This is a genomic window from Gordonia pseudamarae (genome assembly GCF_025273675.1).
In the GTDB taxonomy this organism is placed as follows: domain Bacteria; phylum Actinomycetota; class Actinomycetes; order Mycobacteriales; family Mycobacteriaceae; genus Gordonia; species Gordonia pseudamarae.
In genome coordinates, this window is the sequence record NZ_CP045809.1 from 832,828 (window position 1) to 850,929 (window position 18,102).

Genomic DNA, 18,102 nt, shown 5'->3' on the forward strand with positions numbered 1-18,102 from the left:
CGGGGCCGGTCGCTCCCCGGTTGCGGCGCTTCTGCCATGCCGAGATCGCCTTGTCGATGACTTCTTTGCGCGTGTCAGCCGCTGTGCGCCTGTCTCGGTCGGGGCCGGGCATATCTGGAATTCACCCCCGTAGGGTTCAGGACCGTATGAACAGTCGGGTGGTCACGGCGCGGGTGCTGCCACGCACCGCCGCACGATCGTCCCCAGACTATCGAACACTGCCGGGATGGTTGCGGTGGATGGCGTAGCAGCGCCGGGACGACGACGCACCCCCGTCGCTTCGCTCGCCCCCAACCGCCGCGTGAGACCTGCTTGAATGGGTGAATGACCTCGTTTGGAGATTTGCTGGGCCCGCCGCCGACGCTGCTGACCGGAGACGACGACGCCGAGTCCGACCTACTCAACGGTGCCGACCCGGCAGCGGTGGCCTCGACGTACCCCACCGCGTCGATCGCCTGGGCCTATCTCGCCGAGAGGGCGCTGGAGCAGGCGGGCATCGCCTCCGGAACGCCGCGGGCCGTTGCCGCCGCCGACGTCGCCAAGGTCATCGAGGCCTACGGCTACGCCCGCACCGGCTACCACCGGGGCCTCGATCAGCTGCGCAGGCACGGCTGGAAAGGTTTCGGACCGGTGCCGTGGTCGCACGAACAGAACCAGGGATTCCTGCGGTGCGTCGGCGCCCTGGCCCGGGCAGCATCCGCGATCGGCGAAGAGAATGAGTACCAGCGGTGTCTCGACCTGCTGACCGACAGCGATCCCAGCGCCGTCACCGAACTCGGCCTGTAGCGCCGCGATCGGGGAGTTCGGGGCGGGCACGGTGACGGGCAGGCGTGCCGCGTTGCACGGCCGGATCCGCAGGCGCGTGGACGCGCTCCCCACCCCGGTGTCGCGGCGACTGCGGCGCCTGTGGTTGTCGTCGGTACCTATCACCCAGTGCGCGGTCGCCGCGGGCCTGGCCTGGTGGATCGCCTCGGTGGCGCTCGACCACGCACAGCCGTTCTTCGCGCCGATCGCCGCGGTGGTCTCGCTGGGGTTGTCCCTGGCCAAACGCTGGCGACGGGCGGTGGAGTTGGTCGCGGGCGTCACCATCGGCATCCTCGCCGGTGACCTGGTGATCTCCTGGATCGGGTCCGGGACCTGGCAGATCATGGTCGTGGTGGCGATCGCGATGTCGATCGCCGTGTTCCTCGACGACGGCCCGCTGCTGCCGATGCAGGCCGCCTCGTCGGCGGCGCTGGTGGCCACCCTGCTGCCGCCGGGCGGTGCGGCGGGCATCGAACGGGCGATCGACGCGCTGATCGGCGGTGTGGTCGGGATTCTGGTGGTGGCGTTGCTGCCGATGAATCCGGCCGCTCGCAGTCGACGCGACGCCGCCGGGGTGCTGGCCACGATCCGGGACGCGGCCGCCGATCTGGCGTCGGGGCTGCGGGCCGGGGATGCCGAGGTGGTCTCCGACGTGCTGGCCCGGGCGCGCGGCACACAGGGCGAGATCAACACCATGCGCGCGGACATGGCCGGTGGTCGTGAGATCAGTGCCATCTCGCCGCTGTACTGGAGTTCGCGGCAGCGGTTGCAACGGATCGCCGCGACCGCCGACCCGATCGACAATTCGGTCCGCAACTTCCGGGTGGTGGCCCGGCGGGCGCTGGCGATGACGCAGGGCGGGGAGGTGCTGCGGCCGGAGATCATCGAGATCATCGACGATCTGAGCGGCGCCTACGAGATCCTGCGGGCGATGGTCCTGGCCCCGCCCGGCGGCGAACCGGATGAGGCGGACGCCGCCCGCGTCCTGCGCACGATCGCGCGCAAGGCCCGCGTCGACCTCGTCGCCGACAGCTCCATGTCCGAGACCACGATCCTGGCGCAACTGCGGTCGCTGATCGTCGATCTGTTGATGGTGGCGGGGCTGCAGCGGTCGTCGGCGCGGGCCACGCTACGCGACTGAATACCCCCGTTTTCAGCTGTTTGTCCAGGTCGGAGGGTCGGGCCGGGTCATCGACCAAGGTTGCCCTACATTCGTTGCCTCGGACCCTTGCCATGTATGCGCAAACCCGCATATATTCCGAATTATGGGTCACTCACACGGGCACTCCCACTCACACGGGCATTCCCACTCGCACGGCCATTCCCACGGACCGTCTGTCGCCGGGGCGGCCAACCGGCGGATCTGGCCGATGGCGCTGGGGGCGGCCCTCATCGGTGGCTACTTCGTCGTTGAACTGATCACCGGCATCGTCGTCGGATCGCTCGCCCTGATCGCCGACGCCGGCCACATGCTCACCGATGTGGTGGCGATCTGTATGGGCCTGGTCGCGCTGTTGCTCGCCCGGCACGGCAAGATCACCGACACCCGTAGCTTCGGCTGGCACCGCGCCGAGGTGTTCACCGCCGCGATCAACGCGCTGCTGCTGTTCGGCGTGGCCGGCTACGTCCTCTACGAGGCGATCGAACGACTCGGCACCGACCCGGAGGTCCCCGGCGCCACGCTGATCATCGTCGCCGCGATCGGCCTGGCGGTGAACATCGCGGTGATGTTCCTGTTGCGCGCCGACTCCAAGGAGTCGATCGCCGTGCGCGGCGCGTACATGGAGGTGCTCGCCGACGCCGTGGGCAGCGTCGGAGTGCTGGTGGCCGGTCTGGTCATGCTCACCACCGGCTGGGGCTACGCCGACATCGTGGTGGCCGTCTGCATCGCGCTGTGGGTGGTGCCGCGCGCCCTGAGCCTGCTCGTCGACGCCGCCCGCATCCTCAGCCAGCAGGCGCCCCGGCACATCGACGTCGACGCCGTACGCCACGAACTCGCCGAACTACCCGGCGTCGACGACGTGCACGACCTGCACGTATGGACCCTGACCACCGGAATGGACGTCGCAACGGTGCATCTGGCCAGTTCTGCGGCCAACGGCACCGTTCTCGAGGCCGCGCGGGCGGTGCTGACCCGGCACGGTCTGGGCCACGCCACGATCCAGGTCGACCCGGCCGATCAGCGCAGCCGTTGCCACGAGGAGCTGACCTGGTAGCCCGCCGCGACGGCCGGGACCGACGTCAGGGCAGGACGAGCAGCAGATCGACGTGGTGACGATAAAACGTCGAGCGTTTGACCACGCGGTCGGTGAGCACGCCCTCGCGTTCGACCACCAGGTTGGTGCCGCCGGTCTGTGCGGCACGTCCGGTCTCCCAGCGTCGGCGCAGGGGGTGATCGAGCCGCGCCCGCACACCGGGCGCCTCCGGGAGCGGCTCGATGACGACACCACGGACGTCGCCGGTGAACAGTCGCTCGTTGTCGACGTAGCTCTCGCCGTGCAGTTTCGCGCCGCCCTCGCCGAGTTGCCGGGCCCGGCCGAGGAGTACCGTCGCGGCGTCGTCGCGGATCAGCGGGACCGCGCGGGCATTGCCGGACTGCGCCAGAGTGTCGGCGGCCGGGCCGTGCGGGAGGCCGTATCGCCTGGTGGCGGGGGTCGCGACGGGTGCCACGTAGGCGACCTCCACATCGAGGCGTTCGGCGATCATCAGGCGGGCGAGCACCGCCGCCGCGAACGCGTCGGGATTGTCCGGTCCGCCGCGGATGACGATCCGGGTGGTCGCGGGATCGTCGAGCGCGCCCGAGACCAGGGCGCGGACAGCGGCCTTACCGGCCGCGTTCCCGTGGGGGGTGCTGTTCTGTCCTAGCACGACGATCGACACGGCCTCAGCGTATCGGGGTACTCCGAGTGCGAGCACCACCGGCGCGGCCCGGCCTCCGGGTAGTAGGGTTTCCCTGTTCACCAGAACACAAAGGAGCTTGGACAACATGGCCGCGATCGTCCTGATCGGCGCCCAGTGGGGCGACGAGGGCAAAGGCAAGGCAACCGATCTGCTCGGCGGAAGGCTGCAGTGGGTGGTGCGCTACCAAGGCGGGAACAACGCCGGGCACACGGTGGTGCTGCCGTCGGGCGAGACCTTCGCACTGCATCTCATCCCGTCGGGCATCCTCACCCGGGGTGTCAACAACGTGATCGGCAACGGCGTGGTGGTCGACCCGGGTGTGCTGCTCACAGAGCTGTCCGGTCTCGAGGAGCGTGACGTCGACACCACCGGCCTGATGATCTCCGCGGACGCCCACCTGCTGATGCCGTACCACGTGGCCATCGACAAGGTCACCGAACGCTTTCTGGGCAACAAGAAGATCGGCACCACCGGCCGTGGCATCGGGCCGTGCTACCAGGACAAGATCGCCCGCGGGGGTGTACGGGTCGCCGATGTGCTCGACGAGAAGATCCTCAGCCAGAAGGTCGAGGCGGCGCTCGAGCTCAAGAACCAGATCCTGGTGAAGATCTACAACCGCAAGGCGCTCGAGCCGGCCCGCGTCGTCGATGAGGTGCTCGCGCAGGCGGAAGGGTTCTCGCACCGCATCGCCGACACCCGGCTGTTGCTCAACCAGGCCCTCGAACGTGGTGAGACGGTGCTCCTGGAGGGTTCGCAGGGCACGCTGCTCGACGTCGACCACGGCACCTACCCGTATGTGACCTCGTCCAACCCCACCGCCGGCGGTGCGGCCGTCGGTTCGGGTATCGGCCCCAACAAGATCACCACGGTGCTCGGCATCCTGAAGGCATACACCACCCGGGTCGGGTCCGGACCGTTCCCCACCGAACTGTTCGACGAATGGGGCGAGTACCTGGCCAAGACCGGCGGCGAGGTGGGCGTGACCACCGGCCGTGCCCGCCGTTGCGGCTGGTTCGACGCGGTGATCGCCCGCTACGCGACCCGCGTCAACGGCATCACCGACTACTTCCTCACCAAACTCGACGTGCTCTCCAGTCTGGAGCGGGTACCGATCTGTGTGGCATACGAGGTCGACGGTGAGCGGGTCGACGAGATGCCGATGACCCAGACCGGCTTCCACCACGCCAAACCCATCTACGAGACGATGCCCGGCTGGTGGGAGGACATCTCCGAGTGCCGCAGGTTCGAGGATCTGCCGCAGAACGCGCAGAACTACATCCTGCGGCTCGAAGAGCTGTCGGGCGCGCACATCTCGTGCATCGGCGTCGGTCCGGGGCGCGACCAGACGATCGTGCGGCGCGACATCCTGTGAGCGTGTAGGTACCGGGGGGCGGCGACAGTGCCGGGCGGTGATTACGGTTCGATCCTGCTCGGATCGATGAGCGAGAGCGGTCTGCGTCAGCGGATCCGTATCCAGACTCTGCTGACCAGCGCTCTGGTCATCGCCAACGCGATCGGCGCCGCCATCGTGCTCGCCCTGGTCCTGGTCGGTATCCCCACGCCCTCGGTTCTGGCCACAGAGCTGTGGTGGGTCAACTACATCGCCCTGCCGATCTACGTCGGGGTGGCCTTTGTGGTGGGTATCACGGTGTGCACGGTCACCGCGGTCCGCAGGCTGCAATGGTCGATCCGCGAGCGGGAACCGACCCCCGCCGACGCCCGGCGCACGCAGCGGCTGCCGTGGACACTGACGATGATCCAGGCCACGCTGTGGTTCATCGGCATGGTGGGTTTCACCATCATGTACGGCATCGTTGAACCGGAGCTGATCCCGAAGATCATCTTCGTCACCGGCATGGCCGGTCTGGTAGTGGTGAGTATCGGCTACATCCTGATCGAGTTCACGTTGCGGCCGGTCGCGGCCGGCCTGATCAGCCACGGTTTCCGCCGCCGCAAGCGGACGGGTCTGCGGGCCCGCTGGGTGCTGGCGTGGATCGCCGGTTCGGCGATCCCCCTGGTCGGAATTCTGCTGGTGGTGCTGTTCGGGGTGTTCCGCGACGACACCACCAAGATCGAACTCTTCATCGGTGTGACCGTGCTCGCGCTGGTGGGTCTGGTCACCGGGCCGATACTGACGATCCTGGGCAGCATGAGTATCACCGGACCGATCCGCTCCATGCAGAAGGCGTTCGGCCGGATCCGCTCAGGCGACCTCGACAGCGATGTGGCCGTCTACGACGGCACCGAGGTGGGCGACCTGCAGGCAGGCTTCAACGACATGGTGGCCGGCCTGCGCGAACGCGAACGGATGCGCGACCTGTTCGGCAAGCACGTCGGCCGGGAGGTGGCCGACGCGGCGCTCGCCGGAGACCCGCGGCTCGGCGGCACCGAACGCATCGTCGCCGCGCTGTTCGTCGACGTCATCGGTTCGACGACGCTCGCCGCCAACCGCGCGCCCACGGAGGTGGTCGGCCTGCTCAACGACTTCTTCGCGGTGATCGTCGACGAGGTCATCGGACATGACGGGCTGGTCAACAAGTTTGAGGGTGATGCGGTGCTGGCGATCTTCGGCGCACCGATCGCGCTGAGCGACCCGGCCGGTTCGGCGCTCGCCGCGGCCCGGGCGATCGCCGATCGGCTGCCCGGTGCGGTGCCGGAGATATCCGCGGGTATCGGCGTCGGGTACGGACCGGTCGTCGCGGGCAACGTCGGGGCCGTCGAGCGTTTCGAGTACACGGTGATCGGCGACCCGGTGAACGAGAGCGCGCGCCTGTCGGAGCTGGCCAAACGTGATCCGCGTCGCCCACTGGCATCCCGGCCCGCGATCACGGCGGCCGCGCGTACCGAATCGGGGGCCGACGAGGTGCGCAACTGGGAGGAACTCGACTCGGTGACCTTGCGCGGTCGGCCTGAGCCGACCGTCGTGTTCGGCGGTGTGCCTGGTCCGGTGCCCCGGACAACGGCCGACACGCCCGATATCGCGGGCGCGCGGATCGGTGGCCGCACCCGCCGGTGATGCCTTTCGTACCGCTCGGGATGTAGTCCGATGGATTGAGCGGCCGATCGAGGGGCGATCGCCGGGCTCTGCACCGGTACCATCGAGACATGACGCCGAACGACGATGAGCGTGGCCGCAACGGCTACAGCCATGATCGGGCGCCCGCCGTGGATTCGAACGCGGTGGACGCGACCGAGGTGGTGCGGCTCGGTTCCGTGCCCGTTGTGCCGAACGCCGACGCCGCCCCGCGGGCCCGGGACTCCGCGCAGGGCACTCCCGACGCCGTCGCGGCCGCCACGACCGTGACCTATGGTTCAATCCCGCCGCGGGCCGCCGGCGGTGCGCAGGTCGGTCCGCCCGCGCTGCTGGGCACCCCGCTCTCGCCGGGGGCCACCCGGGTGATGCTGCTCGGTGCCGGTGAGCTGGGCAAGGAGGTGATCATCGCCTTCCAGCGGCTCGGGGTGGAGGTGATCGCCGTCGACCGCTACGCCAACGCGCCCGGCCAGCAGGTCGCCCATCATGCCGAGGTCATCGACATGATGGACCCGGCCGCGGTACGGGCCGTCATCGACAAGCATCGGCCGCACTATGTGGTCCCCGAGATCGAGGCAATCGCCACCGGCGCGCTCGCGCAGGTGGAGGCCGACGGCGTCGCCGAGGTCATCCCGTCCGCCAAGGCGGTCGTGGCCACGATGGACCGGGAGGGCATCCGGCGCCTGGCCGACGAGCAACTCGGCCTGCCCACCTCGCCATATCTGTTCGCCGACACGCTCGAGGAACTGACGGTGGCCGCCGAGCAGGTCGGCTTCCCGTGTGTGGTCAAACCGGTGATGTCGTCGTCCGGCAAGGGGCAGAGCGTGCTGCACGGCGTCGATGACGTCGCGAAGGCGTGGGAGATCGCGAGCACCGGTGCGCGGGTGTCGGGACGGCGGGTGATCGTCGAGGGCTTTATCGACTTCGACTACGAGATCACCCTGCTCACGGTACGGGCCCTCGATCCGGCCACCGGCGGGCTCACCACCCACTTCTGTGCCCCGATCGGTCACCGTCAGGTCGACGGCGACTACGTCGAGAGCTGGCAGCCGCACGAGATGCCGGAGTTCCCGCTCGGTGCGGCCACCTCGATCGCGGCGCGTGTCGCGGCCGCGTTCGGTGACGACAAGCTCGGCGGCAGAGGTGTCTTCGGTGTCGAGCTGTTCGTCAAGGGAGACGACGTCTACTTCTCCGAGGTCAGTCCACGCCCGCACGACACCGGCCTGGTGACGATGGCCACCCAGCGCCTGTCGGAGTTCGAGATGCACGCCCGCGCGATCCTCGGGTTGCCGATCGACGTGACCCTGGCCTCGCCGGGCGCCTCGGCGGTCATCTACGGCGGCCGGGATGAGGCCGCGATCGGTTTCGAGAACGTGGCGCGGGCGCTGTCGGTGCCCGAGACCGACATCCGGTTGTTCGGCAAACCCGACAGCGCGCTGCGCAGACGGATGGGGGTGGTGACCGCGACTGCCGACGACGTGCAGGCCGCCCGGCGCCGCGCCAAGGCGGCGGCGGCGATGGTCACCCCGGTGGCCGGTCGCGTGGCCGAGCGGATCACCGAACCCACCCCGTTCGCGCCTGCCGCGGAGCCGGCACCGCGACGTGCGGTACCCGCGTCGCCCGGTGCCCGGCCGCCCGGTCCGGCGCCGCGTGGCGCGGTACCGCCCGGGACGCGCCCGCCCGTACCCGCCGGGCCTCGCCCGCCGCAGGGCGGCCCCGGACCGCAGCCGCCGGGTGGCCCCGTACCGCCGCTGAAGGCCGGTCCGCGCCCCGCGGCGCTGCAACCCGGTCCTGCACCCGCGGGTGCCCGTCCACCGCAACCGGGTGGCCCGCAGTCAGGTGGCCCGCAGTCAGGTGGCCCGCAGTCAGGTGGCCCGCAGGCCGGCGGTCCGCGTCCGGCACCTCAGGGTCGTCCCCCCGCCCCACGGACCCGCGGTCCGGTGGCCGGTCCACGTCGTCCGGGCCCCCCGCCCGGCGCGCAGCCGCGCATACAGGGCGCAGGTGCGCCGGCGGGCCGTCCCGTCCCGTCCCGTCCCGTGGCCGCCGTCAGTACCGACAAGCTGCAGTCGGCACCGAATCAGGGGCTTGCGAAGCAGCCGGAAGGATCCGACGAACGCACACAGGTGGTGCGTACACCGTCGGCCGACTGACCCCCGGTGCCGCTCTGGGGTGAGCTGATCGTCGCGGCGGCGATCGGTGCCGGACTGCTGGGGATCGTGTTTCCCGTACTGCCCGGCGGAATCATCGTCGGACTCTCGATCCTGGTGTGGGCCGCGATCGTCGGCGGTTGGGCGTGGCTGGTGTTCGCCGTGGCCGCCACACTCATCGTGGTCGGCGAGGTCGTCAAGTATGTGGTCGCCGGCAAACATCTCACGTCGAGCGGCGTGCCCAACGGCACTATCGTCGTCGGCGGTGTGGTCGGGATCGTCGGATTCTTCGTGATCCCGGTCATCGGCCTGTTCCTCGGTTTCATTCTCGGCGCGTACGTCGCCGAGTTCATCCGCACGCGACAAGCGTCGGCCGCCTGGCGGGGCGCGATGGCGGCGGGCAAGGCGGCGCTGATCACCATGGGTATCGAACTGTTCGCCGCTCTCCTCGCCGCCGGGGTCTGGCTCAGCGGCGCCATCGCCCTGTGACCCGACATCACCCGAAACTGCCAGGGCCTTTCTTCCTTTCCATGATGTGATTGAGGTAACGGTTGCGGCCTGTTCGGCGACAACCTTTGCACGGGGGTCGGGAACACGATGTCTCGTCGAAGCGGTCCGGCATGGTGCCGGGCCGTGAAATGGAGGAACACACGGATGAATGCGCTGAAGAAGGCCACGGTGGCCGTACTGGCCGCGGCGGGTCTGGCAGGCGGGACGATCGCGGGGACAGCACCCGCACAGGCCGCGGGTCCCGGCGACCTGCAGATCCGGGGAGCCGTGAAATGCGTCTTCGGCCAGTGGGGCCAGCCATGGAATCAGCTGTGGTACATGAAGCGCTCACTCACGGTGAAGAACATCGGCGGCACCACCATCCACAACGTGACGCTCACCGAGTTCAACGGCCGCAGCGTACACATCAACGAGATCAAGCCGGGCAAGACCGCGATGGTCTACAACAAGGCCGCCAAACGCTGGCAGTACCCGATCGAGACCCGCTGGACCGGGTGCGTGCCCAGCTCCATCTCCGGATACACGATCAGCCCGGTCATCGAGAACCTCTCCAACAACCTCGGTGCCTGGCGCAACGAGGTGACCGTGCCCAAGAACGCGCCGTCGACGCCGCAGGGCATCCGGGCCGGCAACCTTGAGCAGCAGGCCGAGAAGAGCGGCGGCGGAGGGTGGACCCCGTCGACCCCGTCGACCGGTTCGTCGTCGCTCGGTTCGTCGGACTTCGGATCCTGACCCCGGAACATACAAACACCGAGGGCGACCGGAATGCTTTCCGGTCGCCCTCGGTGTTCGTCTGTCCTGTATCGGCACCCGGACCTTGTCAGATCCGGTGCTTGTCCGGGCTAGACCTTGTCGGGCCTAGACCTTGTCGGGCCTAGACCTTGTCGGGTTCGGATGCGGCGAGCATGTCCTCGCGCTCGACGACCTTGATACGTTCGCGGCCCTCGGCGGCGCCGAGCGCGCGCTCGTGCTCATCGAGGCGGTACCAGCCGGCCCACGTGGTGAACGGGATCTTGCGGCTCTCCAGCAGCGCGATCACCGACTCCTCCGACGGATCGGCGGGAGTGTTCATGCTGTCGGCGGCCAGGTCGTCGACGATGCACTGGACGGTCTCGTTGGCGTCGCCCTTGGTGTGTCCGATGAGGCCGACCGGGCCGCGCTTGATCCAGCCGGTGGTGTACAGGCCGGTCAGGTGGGCGCCCTCGTCGAAGATGCGGCCCGCCTCGTTGGGGATCACACCGGCCTGCGAGTCGAACGGGATCTCCGGCAGGCTGTCGGACAGGTAGCCGACCGCACGGTAGATGGCGCCGATCTCCCAGTCGGTGGTCTTGCCGGTGGGCTTGACGTTGCCGGTGCCGTCGAGTTCGGTGCGTTCGGTGCGCAGACCGACGACCTTGCCGTCCTCGCCGAGGACCTCCACCGGATTCTCGAAGAAGTGCAGGAACAGCTTGTGGATGGCACCCTGCTTGGGTTCGCGGATCGCGTAGTTCTCGATGATCGTGGCCACCTGATCGGTGATCTTCGAGCTGCGTCGTGCGACGGCCGAACCCTCGTCGTACTCGATGTCCTCAGGGCTGACCACGACCTCGATGTTGGGGGAGTGGTCGAGTTCCTTGAGTTCGAGCGGGGTGAACTTGGCCTGCGCCGGGCCGCGACGTCCGAACACGTGCACCTCGATGGCCTTGTTGGCCTTGAGACCCTCGTACACGTTGGCGGGGATCTCGGTGGGCAGTAGTTCGTCGCCGGTCTTGGCCAGCACGCGCGCCACGTCGAGGGCCACGTTGCCGACGCCGATCACGGCGACCTTCTCGGCCTCCAGCGGCCAGGTGCGGGAGAAGTCCGGGTGGCCGTCGTACCAGGCCACGAACTCGCCGGCGCCGTAGCTGCCGTCGAGCTCGACGCCCGGGATCTCCAGGTCGCGGTCGTCGACGGCGCCGGTGGAGAAGATGGTGGCGTCGTAGTGCCGGACGAGGTCGTCCCGGTTGATGTCGGTGCCGTAGTCGACGTTGCCCAGCAGGCGGATCTGCGGCTTGTCGAGTACCTTGTGCAGGGCGTTGATGATGCCCTTGATCCGCGGGTGATCGGGTGCCACGCCGTAGCGGATCAGCCCGAACGGTGCGGGCATCCGCTCGTACAGGTCGATGCTGACCCCACGCTCTTGGAGGTCGTCGTGCTTCATCAGGGCATCGGCGGCGTAGATCCCGGCGGGGCCTGCGCCGACGATGGCAACCCGCAACGGACGGGTGTCTTCGGTCATCGTGAGGGGTGTTCCTCTGTGTCGGTGGTATCTGTCTCGGTCGGTCGCAGTGATACCTGCGGTATCACCGGCACCCGGGGGCGGCCGAGAAGGTGGTGGCCGTCGGCGGGCGTGCGATAGGGGAATGCCCCCATCACATCCGGCAATAGGGTCGGCGGTTGTGACGCCCGTCATTTGCCTATCCCTTCTACGGTAGGCGCTCGGGCTCCGTCACCCAAATAGTTGTGAGGGTTACCTCACTCGCGGAAGCTCCGTCGGCAACCCGATCCTGCCGCGCGGGGCCGTTGCCGCCGGTCGATAGAATCCGGTTCATGGCGAAACCCCCCACCCCGTCTCCGCAGGTCCCGGAGGACGGCACGCCGTCCTGGAAGGCGGCCATGCCGTTCATCATCGCGGCCGCCGTGGTGGCGGTGGTGGTGATCGGGGTGCTGATCTCCAACGCGATCCGTCCGGCCGAGGAACGGATGAGTGACGACGCGAAGGTTCAGCACGCGATCAACAACTACTACACCGCCCGCAACGAGGCCGATTTCGACAAGTTCGTCGCCACCAACTGCGCCGCGGTCCGCACCGGGCAGGGCTTCCCGACCCGCGAGGCGTTCGTCACCGACAACACGAAGTCGATGGACGAGAACGGCCAGATCAAGATCCCGGAGATCACCGACCTCGCCGTCGACGGCGACCGGGCGAGTGCGCGGGTACATTGGCATTTCGAGAATTCCGAAGGCAACAAGAACGTCGTCGCCACCACGGTGGTGCGCGAGGACGGTGAATGGAAGGTGTGCACGTCGTGACATACGCGGGAGATCTGACACCCCAGGAAGCATGGGATGCGCTCGAAGCCAACCCCGATGCCGTCCTGGTGGACTGTCGCACTCGTGCGGAATGGAACTTCGTCGGCGTGCCCGACCTGGAGATCCTCGGCAAGCGGACCGTGTTCGTCGAATGGGTGGGGTTTCCCGACGGCGCACCCAATCAGGGATTCGTGGCACAGCTGCGTGAGGCGGGGATCCGCGACAGCGACGAGGTGATCTTCCTCTGTCGTTCCGGGCACCGTTCCATCGGTGCCGCCCAGATGGCGACCGCCGCCGGCATCGCCAAGGCCTACAACGTGCTCGACGGTTTCGAGGGCGCTCTCGATGAGAACGATCATCGTGGCTCCACGGGCTGGCGCGCCTCGAACCTGCCCTGGAGGCAGTCATGAGTCACATTCTCCCCGAAGGTGTTTCGCTCGGAACCATCGGTGTTCGGGGGGGTCTGGACCGGTCCGGCTTCTTCGAGACGTCCGAGGCGCTGTTCCTGACCAGCGGCTACGTCTACGACTCGGCGGAGGCGGCCGAACGCGCGTTCACCGGCGAGGATGAACGTTACGTGTACTCGCGGTACGGCAATCCGACGGTCAACATGTTCCAGGAGCGGCTGCGGCTGCTCGATGACATGCCCGCCGCCTTCGCCACCGCCAGCGGCATGGCGGCGGTGTTCGTGGCGCTCGGCGCGCTGCTCAAGGCCGGTGACCGACTCGTCGCCGCCCGCAGCTTGTTCGGCTCGTGCTTCGTGGTGTGCAACGAGATCCTGCCGCGCTGGGGCGTCGAGACCGTGTTCGTCGACGGTGAGGATCTCGAGCAGTGGGAGCAGGCGCTGTCGGTGCCCACCACCGCGGTGTTCTTCGAGACCCCGTCCAATCCGATGCAAACCCTCGTCGACGTTGCCGCGGTGTGCGAACTCGCTCACGCTGCCGGGGCAAAGGTGGTGCTGGACAACGTTTTCGCCACTCCTTTGCTGCAGCGCGGATCCGAGCTCGGTGCCGACGTCATCGTCTACTCGGCCACCAAGCACATCGACGGCCAGGGTCGTGTGCTCGGCGGCGCGGTGGTCGGCGACAAGGAGTTCATCGACGGGCCGGTGCAGCAGCTGATGCGGCACACCGGTCCCGCGATGAGCGCCTTCAACGCGTGGATCCTGCTCAAGGGGCTGGAGACGATGCAGCTCCGGCTCGACCGCTCGGTGTCCACGGCGCTGCGCATCGCCGAGTTCCTGGAGGCCGACGACCGGGTGCGCTGGGTGAAATACCCGTTCCTATCATCGCATCCGCAGTACGAGCTGGCCCGCCGGCAGATGTCGGGCGGCGGTACCGTCATCACCTTCGAGCTCAACGACCGCGCCGGGGTGTCGGGCAAGGAACGTGCCTTCGAGGTCCTCAACGGTCTGTCGATCATCGACATCTCCAATAACCTCGGCGACGCCAAGTCCCTGATCACCCACCCGGCCACCACCACCCACCGGGCGATGGGTCCGGAGGGCCGCGCGGCCATCGGCCTCACCGATTCGGTGGTCCGCCTGTCGGTGGGCCTGGAAGGGGCCGACGATCTGCTCGAGGACGTCGACAAAGCACTGGGCTGATCGCGGACGTCGGCGTGGCTGACCCTGGTGCGGTCAGCCGGTCAGCCGGTCGCGGTGCACCGCAGGTTCGGTGCGACCACGAAGGTCTCCAGCCCCGATCACGGTCGAGTAGTGCCTCGGCGCGCTCGATGTCCTCGGCGCTGATGCCCGCGTCGGTGCCGCGTGCGCGGACGGCGCGCGGCATCTCCGGCCGCACGAGCTCGGCCAGGTAGTCGCGGGCGACGGGCCGGCTCGCCGATGCCGCGACGGGAATCGAGCCGCTACCCGTGAGCCGCGGTGGCGATGGCTGCCACGGAACGCCACCGCCGGTGACGGTGCGCGAACATCAGTCGGATGAAGACCCTGGTGGCGAACCCGGAGATACCGTTCTCGATCTCGATGTCGTCGGTGTAACGGCAACTGGTGGCGGTGATCGGATCGAAGGTCAGCCGGTGGTTCCAGATACGGACCGGACCGCCGCGTTCACGAGTGTAGATTTCGTGCTCGTCTCGGCTGACCAGGGTGATCTCGTGGGTCCAGCTGGGAATCACACCGAACCAGGTCACCCGGCCACGGGCGGAGAATCCGGGTTCGACGGCGGTGCCGGGCGGCGGGATGTTCTCTCGGGAGAAGGCGAGTATGGGCGCGAGCACGAACATCATCACCTCGGGTTCGGCAGCGAGCCTGCAGGCCGTCTGGGCCGGTAGAGGAAGTTCAGTAGTAATGGAAACTATTGCCATGAAGACGAGGCTATGTCCGGCCGCACCGTGACGGAAGACGGGATCTGTGGGAATTCCCGGTGGTCAGCCCCGATGCTCGATGAGTAAGCAAGCGCCTGCCGCACGCGAGCCGCGGGACCGAGTGGATGGACCGGGCAGTACCTACGCGATCGTGGTCGGAGGGTTGGCCGGCGCGGTACTGCCGGGATACGAGTGCGCGTCGGTTCCGGTGTCGGCCCTCCCGAGAATCCCACCTGCCCACCGCGTCCGGGCAGGTGGGATTCCCGGATTAGCCGGCGTGATGGCCCCGACCCGTGCGGGCACGAACGGCCGGGCGCGGGTTACAGACCGAACTGGTCGCGGATGGTCGCTGCCATCACCGCATCACCCTCGACCGTCGGATGTACCGGAATGCCGAACACATCGGTTTTCGGGTCGAGCACGCCGTGGACCAGGGGCTTGGGAGTGCACAGGCCGCGTCCGGCGGTGGCCGCACGGGCGTCGACGAACTCGACGTTCAGCATGGTCGCGGCCTCGCGGGTAGCGCTGTCGAGCTTGTCGATCAACGCTATGACGGTCTTGGAGTTACGTACCGTGACCTCGCGCCCGGCGACGTCGATGCAGGCCGCCTTCGCGCCCGGATGCAGCAGTTCCGGGTATCCGACGAAGGCGATTCGCGCGTTGGGGGCGTAGTACCGCACATACTCGATGACCTGTGCCGTACGGTCGACGATGGCCTGCGGGGTGATGGAGGTGACCGAGTCGTGATCGGCCTCGCAATGTCCGCCGGCCAGACATTTGAGGAGCATCCGCAGCGCGGTGTCGTGTCCGTTCCACTGGTCGTTCATACCGAATTGCATCAGGAACAACGCGGTGTCGGTGGTGATGCCGCCGGCCTTGTCGGCCCGCCGGGCCTCGTCGCCGATCTGGTAGTCGGCCGACCCGAACGACGCGCCGCTGCACGCCTCCTCCACGAGCCTGCGGCCCGTGAGCCGCCCGAGCTGCTCCGGCCAGGCCTGCGGGTTCTGCTTACAACTGCCGCGCATATCGGGACTGTTGGCGGCGAAGGAGTCGCCGAGCACCACGATCTGTCCCGGCTGCGAGAGCTTGTGCTTGGGCGTCGGCACGGAACTGGTGGTGTTCGCATTCGGGTTTCCGCCGGCGGACGCGGTGGCCGGAAACAGCGACACACCCACCAGTGTGATCGCGGTGAGCGCAGGCGCCAGGAACCGGGCGAGAGCGTTGGTCATGTGTTGCTTTCTGGATGAAGGGTCGCCCGGTTCTTTCGCCGGGTGATGGGTTTGTCGACGAATTCGTATACGAGTCCGGCCGCGGCGAGGGCGAGCACGAAGCACAACGCGACCGCGCCGAGCCAGCCCACGAAACCGATGGCGTGACCTGCCAGCAGGTATTTGAGCACGACGACCATAGCCGGATACTGCAGCAGGTAGAAAGCGTACGACACGTCGCCCAGCCAGACCATCGGGCCGGTTGCGTTGATCCCCCGGCGACCGGTCACATCGCGCAGGCAGGCGGTGGCGATGACGGCGGCGGTCGGCAGCAGGATCAGCACGCTCATCGCGTAGTTGGACGGCACCCACCATGTTGCCGCGAACGCCACCGCCAGCGACAGCAGCGGCCACCACAGCCGGGTGTTGCGCCAGCGCCCGCTGATCACCAACCGCGCCACGAGGACCCCCAGGAAGAACTCGGGCAGCCGCGACAGCGGAAAGTAGTAACTCAGCCAGTACCCGTGGTCGCTGTAGCCGAGGTAGTCGTGGGCGAAGAACGCCGGATCGGCGTTGTACCCGTATTCGGGGGTGACCGTCGGCAACGTGCCGTCGGCCTCCACGACCATCCGGGCGCCGTACATGTTGCCCGTGCCCTTGTAGCCGTCGGCGAACAGGTAGTAGCAGGTGTGCAGCACCACGATCAGCGCGAACACCACCGCGATCGCCGCGGGTACCAACCGGTCGGCGATCTTCTCGATGAACGGCACCAGAAACGGGAACGTCGCGTAGAACAGGATCTCCGAGGCCAGCGACCACGCCGGGATGTTCAGACCGCCCAACGACGTCCAGTCGGGCCACCAGGTCTGTACCAGCAGGGTGGTGGGCACCCAGGTGACCAGCTTGCTCAACGGCACCGGCAGCACCACCAGCAGCACCGCGACGGCCACCAGGTGCGTCGGATAGATCTTCTTCGCCCGGCGCCCGATGAAGGCACGCGGCGTGTCGCCGGACCGGCGGGTCCACAGCATGATGAACCCGCTGAGGACGAAGAAGAACGTCACGCCCGCCGCGCCCACCTGCATGGGTATCGCCTTGGCGATGCTCCAGTAGGTGTCGCTGCCGTAGAATGGATACACCGGCAGGAACACGACCGTGTGCAGCACGAACACCGCCAGCGCTGCCCACCACCGCATACCGGTCAGCGAGGGCAGCCGCGTGCCACGCACGTCAACGACGGGGGGAGCGCCGGTCTTGTGCGGGCGATCGGCTACCGGGTCCGGGTTGCGGTCGGCCGTGTCCGTCACCGCCGGCTGCTCAGTAGCCGGGTCGGCCGCCGCCACCCTGCGGCAGTTGCGGAGGCGTCTGCGGGGCTTGCTGCTCGGCCGGGGCCTGCGTCTGCTCGGGTGCGGGCTGCTCGACGGGTGCCTGCTCGACGGGTGCCTGCTGCTCGGCCGGGGCCTGCGTCTGCTCGGGAGCCGGTTGTTCGACGGGTGCCTGTGTTTGCTGCTCCACCGGCGCGTCGACGGTTGCCTCGGGAGTGGAGGTGGCCGGGGTCGTGGTCGACGACGGCGCACTCGTCGTGGTGCTCGGTTCGCTCGACATCGTGCTGCTGGAGACCGATGGCACGCTCGACGACGGGGAATCTGAGTCGTCGGATCCGCAGGCTGCGAGCCCGACGGTCAGCGGGGCCAGCAATGCGATGGTCAGAGTGCGCGCGGCGCGTCGGGCGGTCACGGGGTCCCCTCGGGTCGTCTTGATCACGGCGAGTACCGGTGATCCCCGGCACACGGCTCACAATACTGTGAACATACCGGCCAGCACATGTGCTGGGGATGGTATTCGGGATAGACCTTGCGGGTGACACCCACGGGATGTCGAGGTCCCCCGCCGCACGGATCTCGCCGGCCCTCCGGGGCGCGGTCCTTTCCGACCACGGTGAGTCAAACCCACGATCTCGATTGACACCCGAACCGCCGTCGGACAACCATCGGTGATGGGTCACGAGTACCAGCGTCAAGCCCCGGCTGGCTGGTCGGCAACCCTCCGCCACGGTGGGGTGCTCCGGGTGACGACCCGGCCGTGTCCGACCGGACACGGCAAGCGTGGATCTCCCGAGGAGTCT

The 18,102-nt window shown here is 68.2% G+C and carries 17 protein-coding genes and 1 riboswitch; of the genes, 11 read left to right on the forward strand and 6 right to left on the reverse strand.

Features of this window, described 5'->3' with window-relative positions; genetic code table 11:
* Window positions 1-324: 324 nt before the first annotated feature.
* From GII31_RS03575 to GII31_RS03585, 3 genes are all read left to right on the forward strand, one after another.
* Entirely contained in the window at window positions 325-786 is a 462-nt protein-coding gene (locus GII31_RS03575) for a DUF3151 domain-containing protein (RefSeq protein WP_213246874.1), read from the forward strand.
* 31 nt (window positions 787-817) lie between these two features.
* Window positions 818-1,945 (forward strand): FUSC family protein, encoded by a 1,128-nt coding sequence (locus GII31_RS03580; RefSeq protein ID WP_407649881.1) that lies wholly within the window; start codon window positions 818-820, stop codon window positions 1,943-1,945.
* A gap of 124 nt (window positions 1,946-2,069) precedes the next feature.
* Window positions 2,070-3,020 carry a cation diffusion facilitator family transporter gene (locus GII31_RS03585; protein WP_213246876.1) on the forward strand — a complete coding sequence of 317 codons (951 nt, stop codon included), beginning with the start codon at window positions 2,070-2,072 and terminating at the stop codon, window positions 3,018-3,020.
* Window positions 3,021-3,045: 25 nt separating this feature from the next.
* Here GII31_RS03585 and GII31_RS03590 read toward each other — a convergent pair whose 3' ends face one another.
* Window positions 3,046-3,684 carry a hypothetical protein gene (locus tag GII31_RS03590; RefSeq protein ID WP_407649882.1) on the reverse strand — a complete coding sequence of 213 codons (639 nt, stop codon included), beginning with the start codon at window positions 3,682-3,684 and terminating at the stop codon, window positions 3,046-3,048.
* A 106-nt stretch (window positions 3,685-3,790) separates the two neighbouring features.
* Between GII31_RS03590 and GII31_RS03595 the strand changes: the two genes are divergently transcribed.
* The 5 genes from GII31_RS03595 (at window position 3,791) to GII31_RS03615 (ending at window position 10,125) form a co-directional block, all read left to right on the forward strand.
* Window positions 3,791-5,077 carry an adenylosuccinate synthase gene (locus GII31_RS03595; protein ID WP_213246878.1) on the forward strand — a complete coding sequence of 429 codons (1,287 nt, stop codon included), beginning with the start codon at window positions 3,791-3,793 and terminating at the stop codon, window positions 5,075-5,077.
* A gap of 66 nt (window positions 5,078-5,143) precedes the next feature.
* Complete coding sequence (locus GII31_RS03600; RefSeq protein ID WP_260840292.1) at window positions 5,144-6,721, forward strand: adenylate/guanylate cyclase domain-containing protein; 1,578 nt, start codon at window positions 5,144-5,146, stop codon at window positions 6,719-6,721.
* Between the two features lie 89 nt (window positions 6,722-6,810).
* A complete protein-coding gene (gene purT, locus GII31_RS03605; RefSeq protein ID WP_260840293.1) occupies window positions 6,811-8,886 on the forward strand; it encodes a formate-dependent phosphoribosylglycinamide formyltransferase in 2,076 nt (691 codons plus the stop codon).
* A 6-nt stretch (window positions 8,887-8,892) separates the two neighbouring features.
* Window positions 8,893-9,372, forward strand: a complete 480-nt coding sequence (locus tag GII31_RS03610; RefSeq protein ID WP_213246882.1) for a DUF456 domain-containing protein — start codon at window positions 8,893-8,895, stop codon at window positions 9,370-9,372.
* Between the two features lie 165 nt (window positions 9,373-9,537).
* On the forward strand, window positions 9,538-10,125 hold the full coding sequence (locus tag GII31_RS03615) for a hypothetical protein (protein ID WP_246222092.1): 588 nt from the start codon (window positions 9,538-9,540) through the stop codon (window positions 10,123-10,125).
* Between the two features lie 142 nt (window positions 10,126-10,267).
* Here GII31_RS03615 and GII31_RS03620 read toward each other — a convergent pair whose 3' ends face one another.
* Entirely contained in the window at window positions 10,268-11,650 is a 1,383-nt protein-coding gene (locus GII31_RS03620; protein WP_213246884.1) for an FAD-dependent oxidoreductase, read from the reverse strand.
* Window positions 11,651-11,961: 311 nt separating this feature from the next.
* On the opposite strand from GII31_RS03620, the gene GII31_RS03625 reads away from it, so the two are divergent.
* Genes GII31_RS03625 through GII31_RS03635 form a run of 3 tightly spaced genes read left to right on the forward strand, consistent with a single transcriptional unit; the run spans window position 11,962 to window position 14,050 of the window.
* Window positions 11,962-12,444: an Rv0361 family membrane protein gene (locus GII31_RS03625; RefSeq protein ID WP_213246886.1), complete on the forward strand. Its 483-nt coding sequence runs from the start codon at window positions 11,962-11,964 to the stop codon at window positions 12,442-12,444.
* Window positions 12,441-12,854 carry a rhodanese-like domain-containing protein gene (locus GII31_RS03630; protein WP_213246888.1) on the forward strand — a complete coding sequence of 138 codons (414 nt, stop codon included), beginning with the start codon at window positions 12,441-12,443 and terminating at the stop codon, window positions 12,852-12,854. Before GII31_RS03625 ends, GII31_RS03630 begins: the two co-directional genes overlap by 4 nt.
* Window positions 12,851-14,050, forward strand: a complete 1,200-nt coding sequence (locus GII31_RS03635; RefSeq protein WP_213246890.1) for an O-succinylhomoserine sulfhydrylase — start codon at window positions 12,851-12,853, stop codon at window positions 14,048-14,050. Before GII31_RS03630 ends, GII31_RS03635 begins: the two co-directional genes overlap by 4 nt.
* A gap of 260 nt (window positions 14,051-14,310) precedes the next feature.
* Here the strand turns inward: GII31_RS03635 and GII31_RS03640 are convergent, their stop codons facing one another.
* From GII31_RS03640 to GII31_RS03655, 4 genes are all read right to left on the reverse strand, one after another.
* Window positions 14,311-14,769, reverse strand: a complete 459-nt coding sequence (locus GII31_RS03640; RefSeq protein WP_213246892.1) for an SRPBCC family protein — start codon at window positions 14,767-14,769, stop codon at window positions 14,311-14,313.
* A gap of 320 nt (window positions 14,770-15,089) precedes the next feature.
* On the reverse strand, window positions 15,090-15,998 hold the full coding sequence (locus GII31_RS03645; protein WP_213246894.1) for an SGNH/GDSL hydrolase family protein: 909 nt from the start codon (window positions 15,996-15,998) through the stop codon (window positions 15,090-15,092).
* Window positions 15,995-17,284, reverse strand: coding sequence for an acyltransferase family protein (locus GII31_RS03650; RefSeq protein ID WP_246222093.1), 1,290 nt, complete (start codon window positions 17,282-17,284; stop codon window positions 15,995-15,997). The genes GII31_RS03645 and GII31_RS03650 overlap by 4 nt, the downstream gene beginning before the upstream one ends.
* 10 nt (window positions 17,285-17,294) lie before the next feature.
* Window positions 17,295-17,714 carry a hypothetical protein gene (locus GII31_RS03655; protein WP_213246896.1) on the reverse strand — a complete coding sequence of 140 codons (420 nt, stop codon included), beginning with the start codon at window positions 17,712-17,714 and terminating at the stop codon, window positions 17,295-17,297.
* 262 nt (window positions 17,715-17,976) lie between these two features.
* Window positions 17,977-18,089: riboswitch (SAM riboswitch) on the forward strand.
* Window positions 18,090-18,102 lie beyond the last annotated feature (13 nt).

Excerpts from the sequence above, each read along its gene's own strand:
- GII31_RS03625 (WP_213246886.1), top strand. The coding sequence starts at position 11,962 with ATGGCGAAACCCCCCACCCCGTCTCCGCAGGTCCCGGAGGACGGCACG.
- GII31_RS03585 (WP_213246876.1), top strand. The coding sequence starts at position 2,070 with ATGGGTCACTCACACGGGCACTCCCACTCACACGGGCATTCCCACTCG.
- GII31_RS03645 (WP_213246894.1), bottom strand. The coding sequence starts at position 15,998 with ATGACCAACGCTCTCGCCCGGTTCCTGGCGCCTGCGCTCACCGCGATC.
- GII31_RS03615 (WP_246222092.1), top strand. The coding sequence starts at position 9,538 with ATGAATGCGCTGAAGAAGGCCACGGTGGCCGTACTGGCCGCGGCGGGT.
- GII31_RS03640 (WP_213246892.1), bottom strand. The coding sequence starts at position 14,769 with ATGGCAATAGTTTCCATTACTACTGAACTTCCTCTACCGGCCCAGACG.
- GII31_RS03620 (WP_213246884.1), bottom strand. The coding sequence starts at position 11,650 with ATGACCGAAGACACCCGTCCGTTGCGGGTTGCCATCGTCGGCGCAGGC.
- GII31_RS03575 (WP_213246874.1), top strand. The coding sequence starts at position 325 with ATGACCTCGTTTGGAGATTTGCTGGGCCCGCCGCCGACGCTGCTGACC.
- purT (WP_260840293.1), top strand. The coding sequence starts at position 6,811 with ATGACGCCGAACGACGATGAGCGTGGCCGCAACGGCTACAGCCATGAT.
- GII31_RS03600 (WP_260840292.1), top strand. The coding sequence starts at position 5,144 with ATGAGCGAGAGCGGTCTGCGTCAGCGGATCCGTATCCAGACTCTGCTG.
- GII31_RS03595 (WP_213246878.1), top strand. The coding sequence starts at position 3,791 with ATGGCCGCGATCGTCCTGATCGGCGCCCAGTGGGGCGACGAGGGCAAA.
- GII31_RS03635 (WP_213246890.1), top strand. The coding sequence starts at position 12,851 with ATGAGTCACATTCTCCCCGAAGGTGTTTCGCTCGGAACCATCGGTGTT.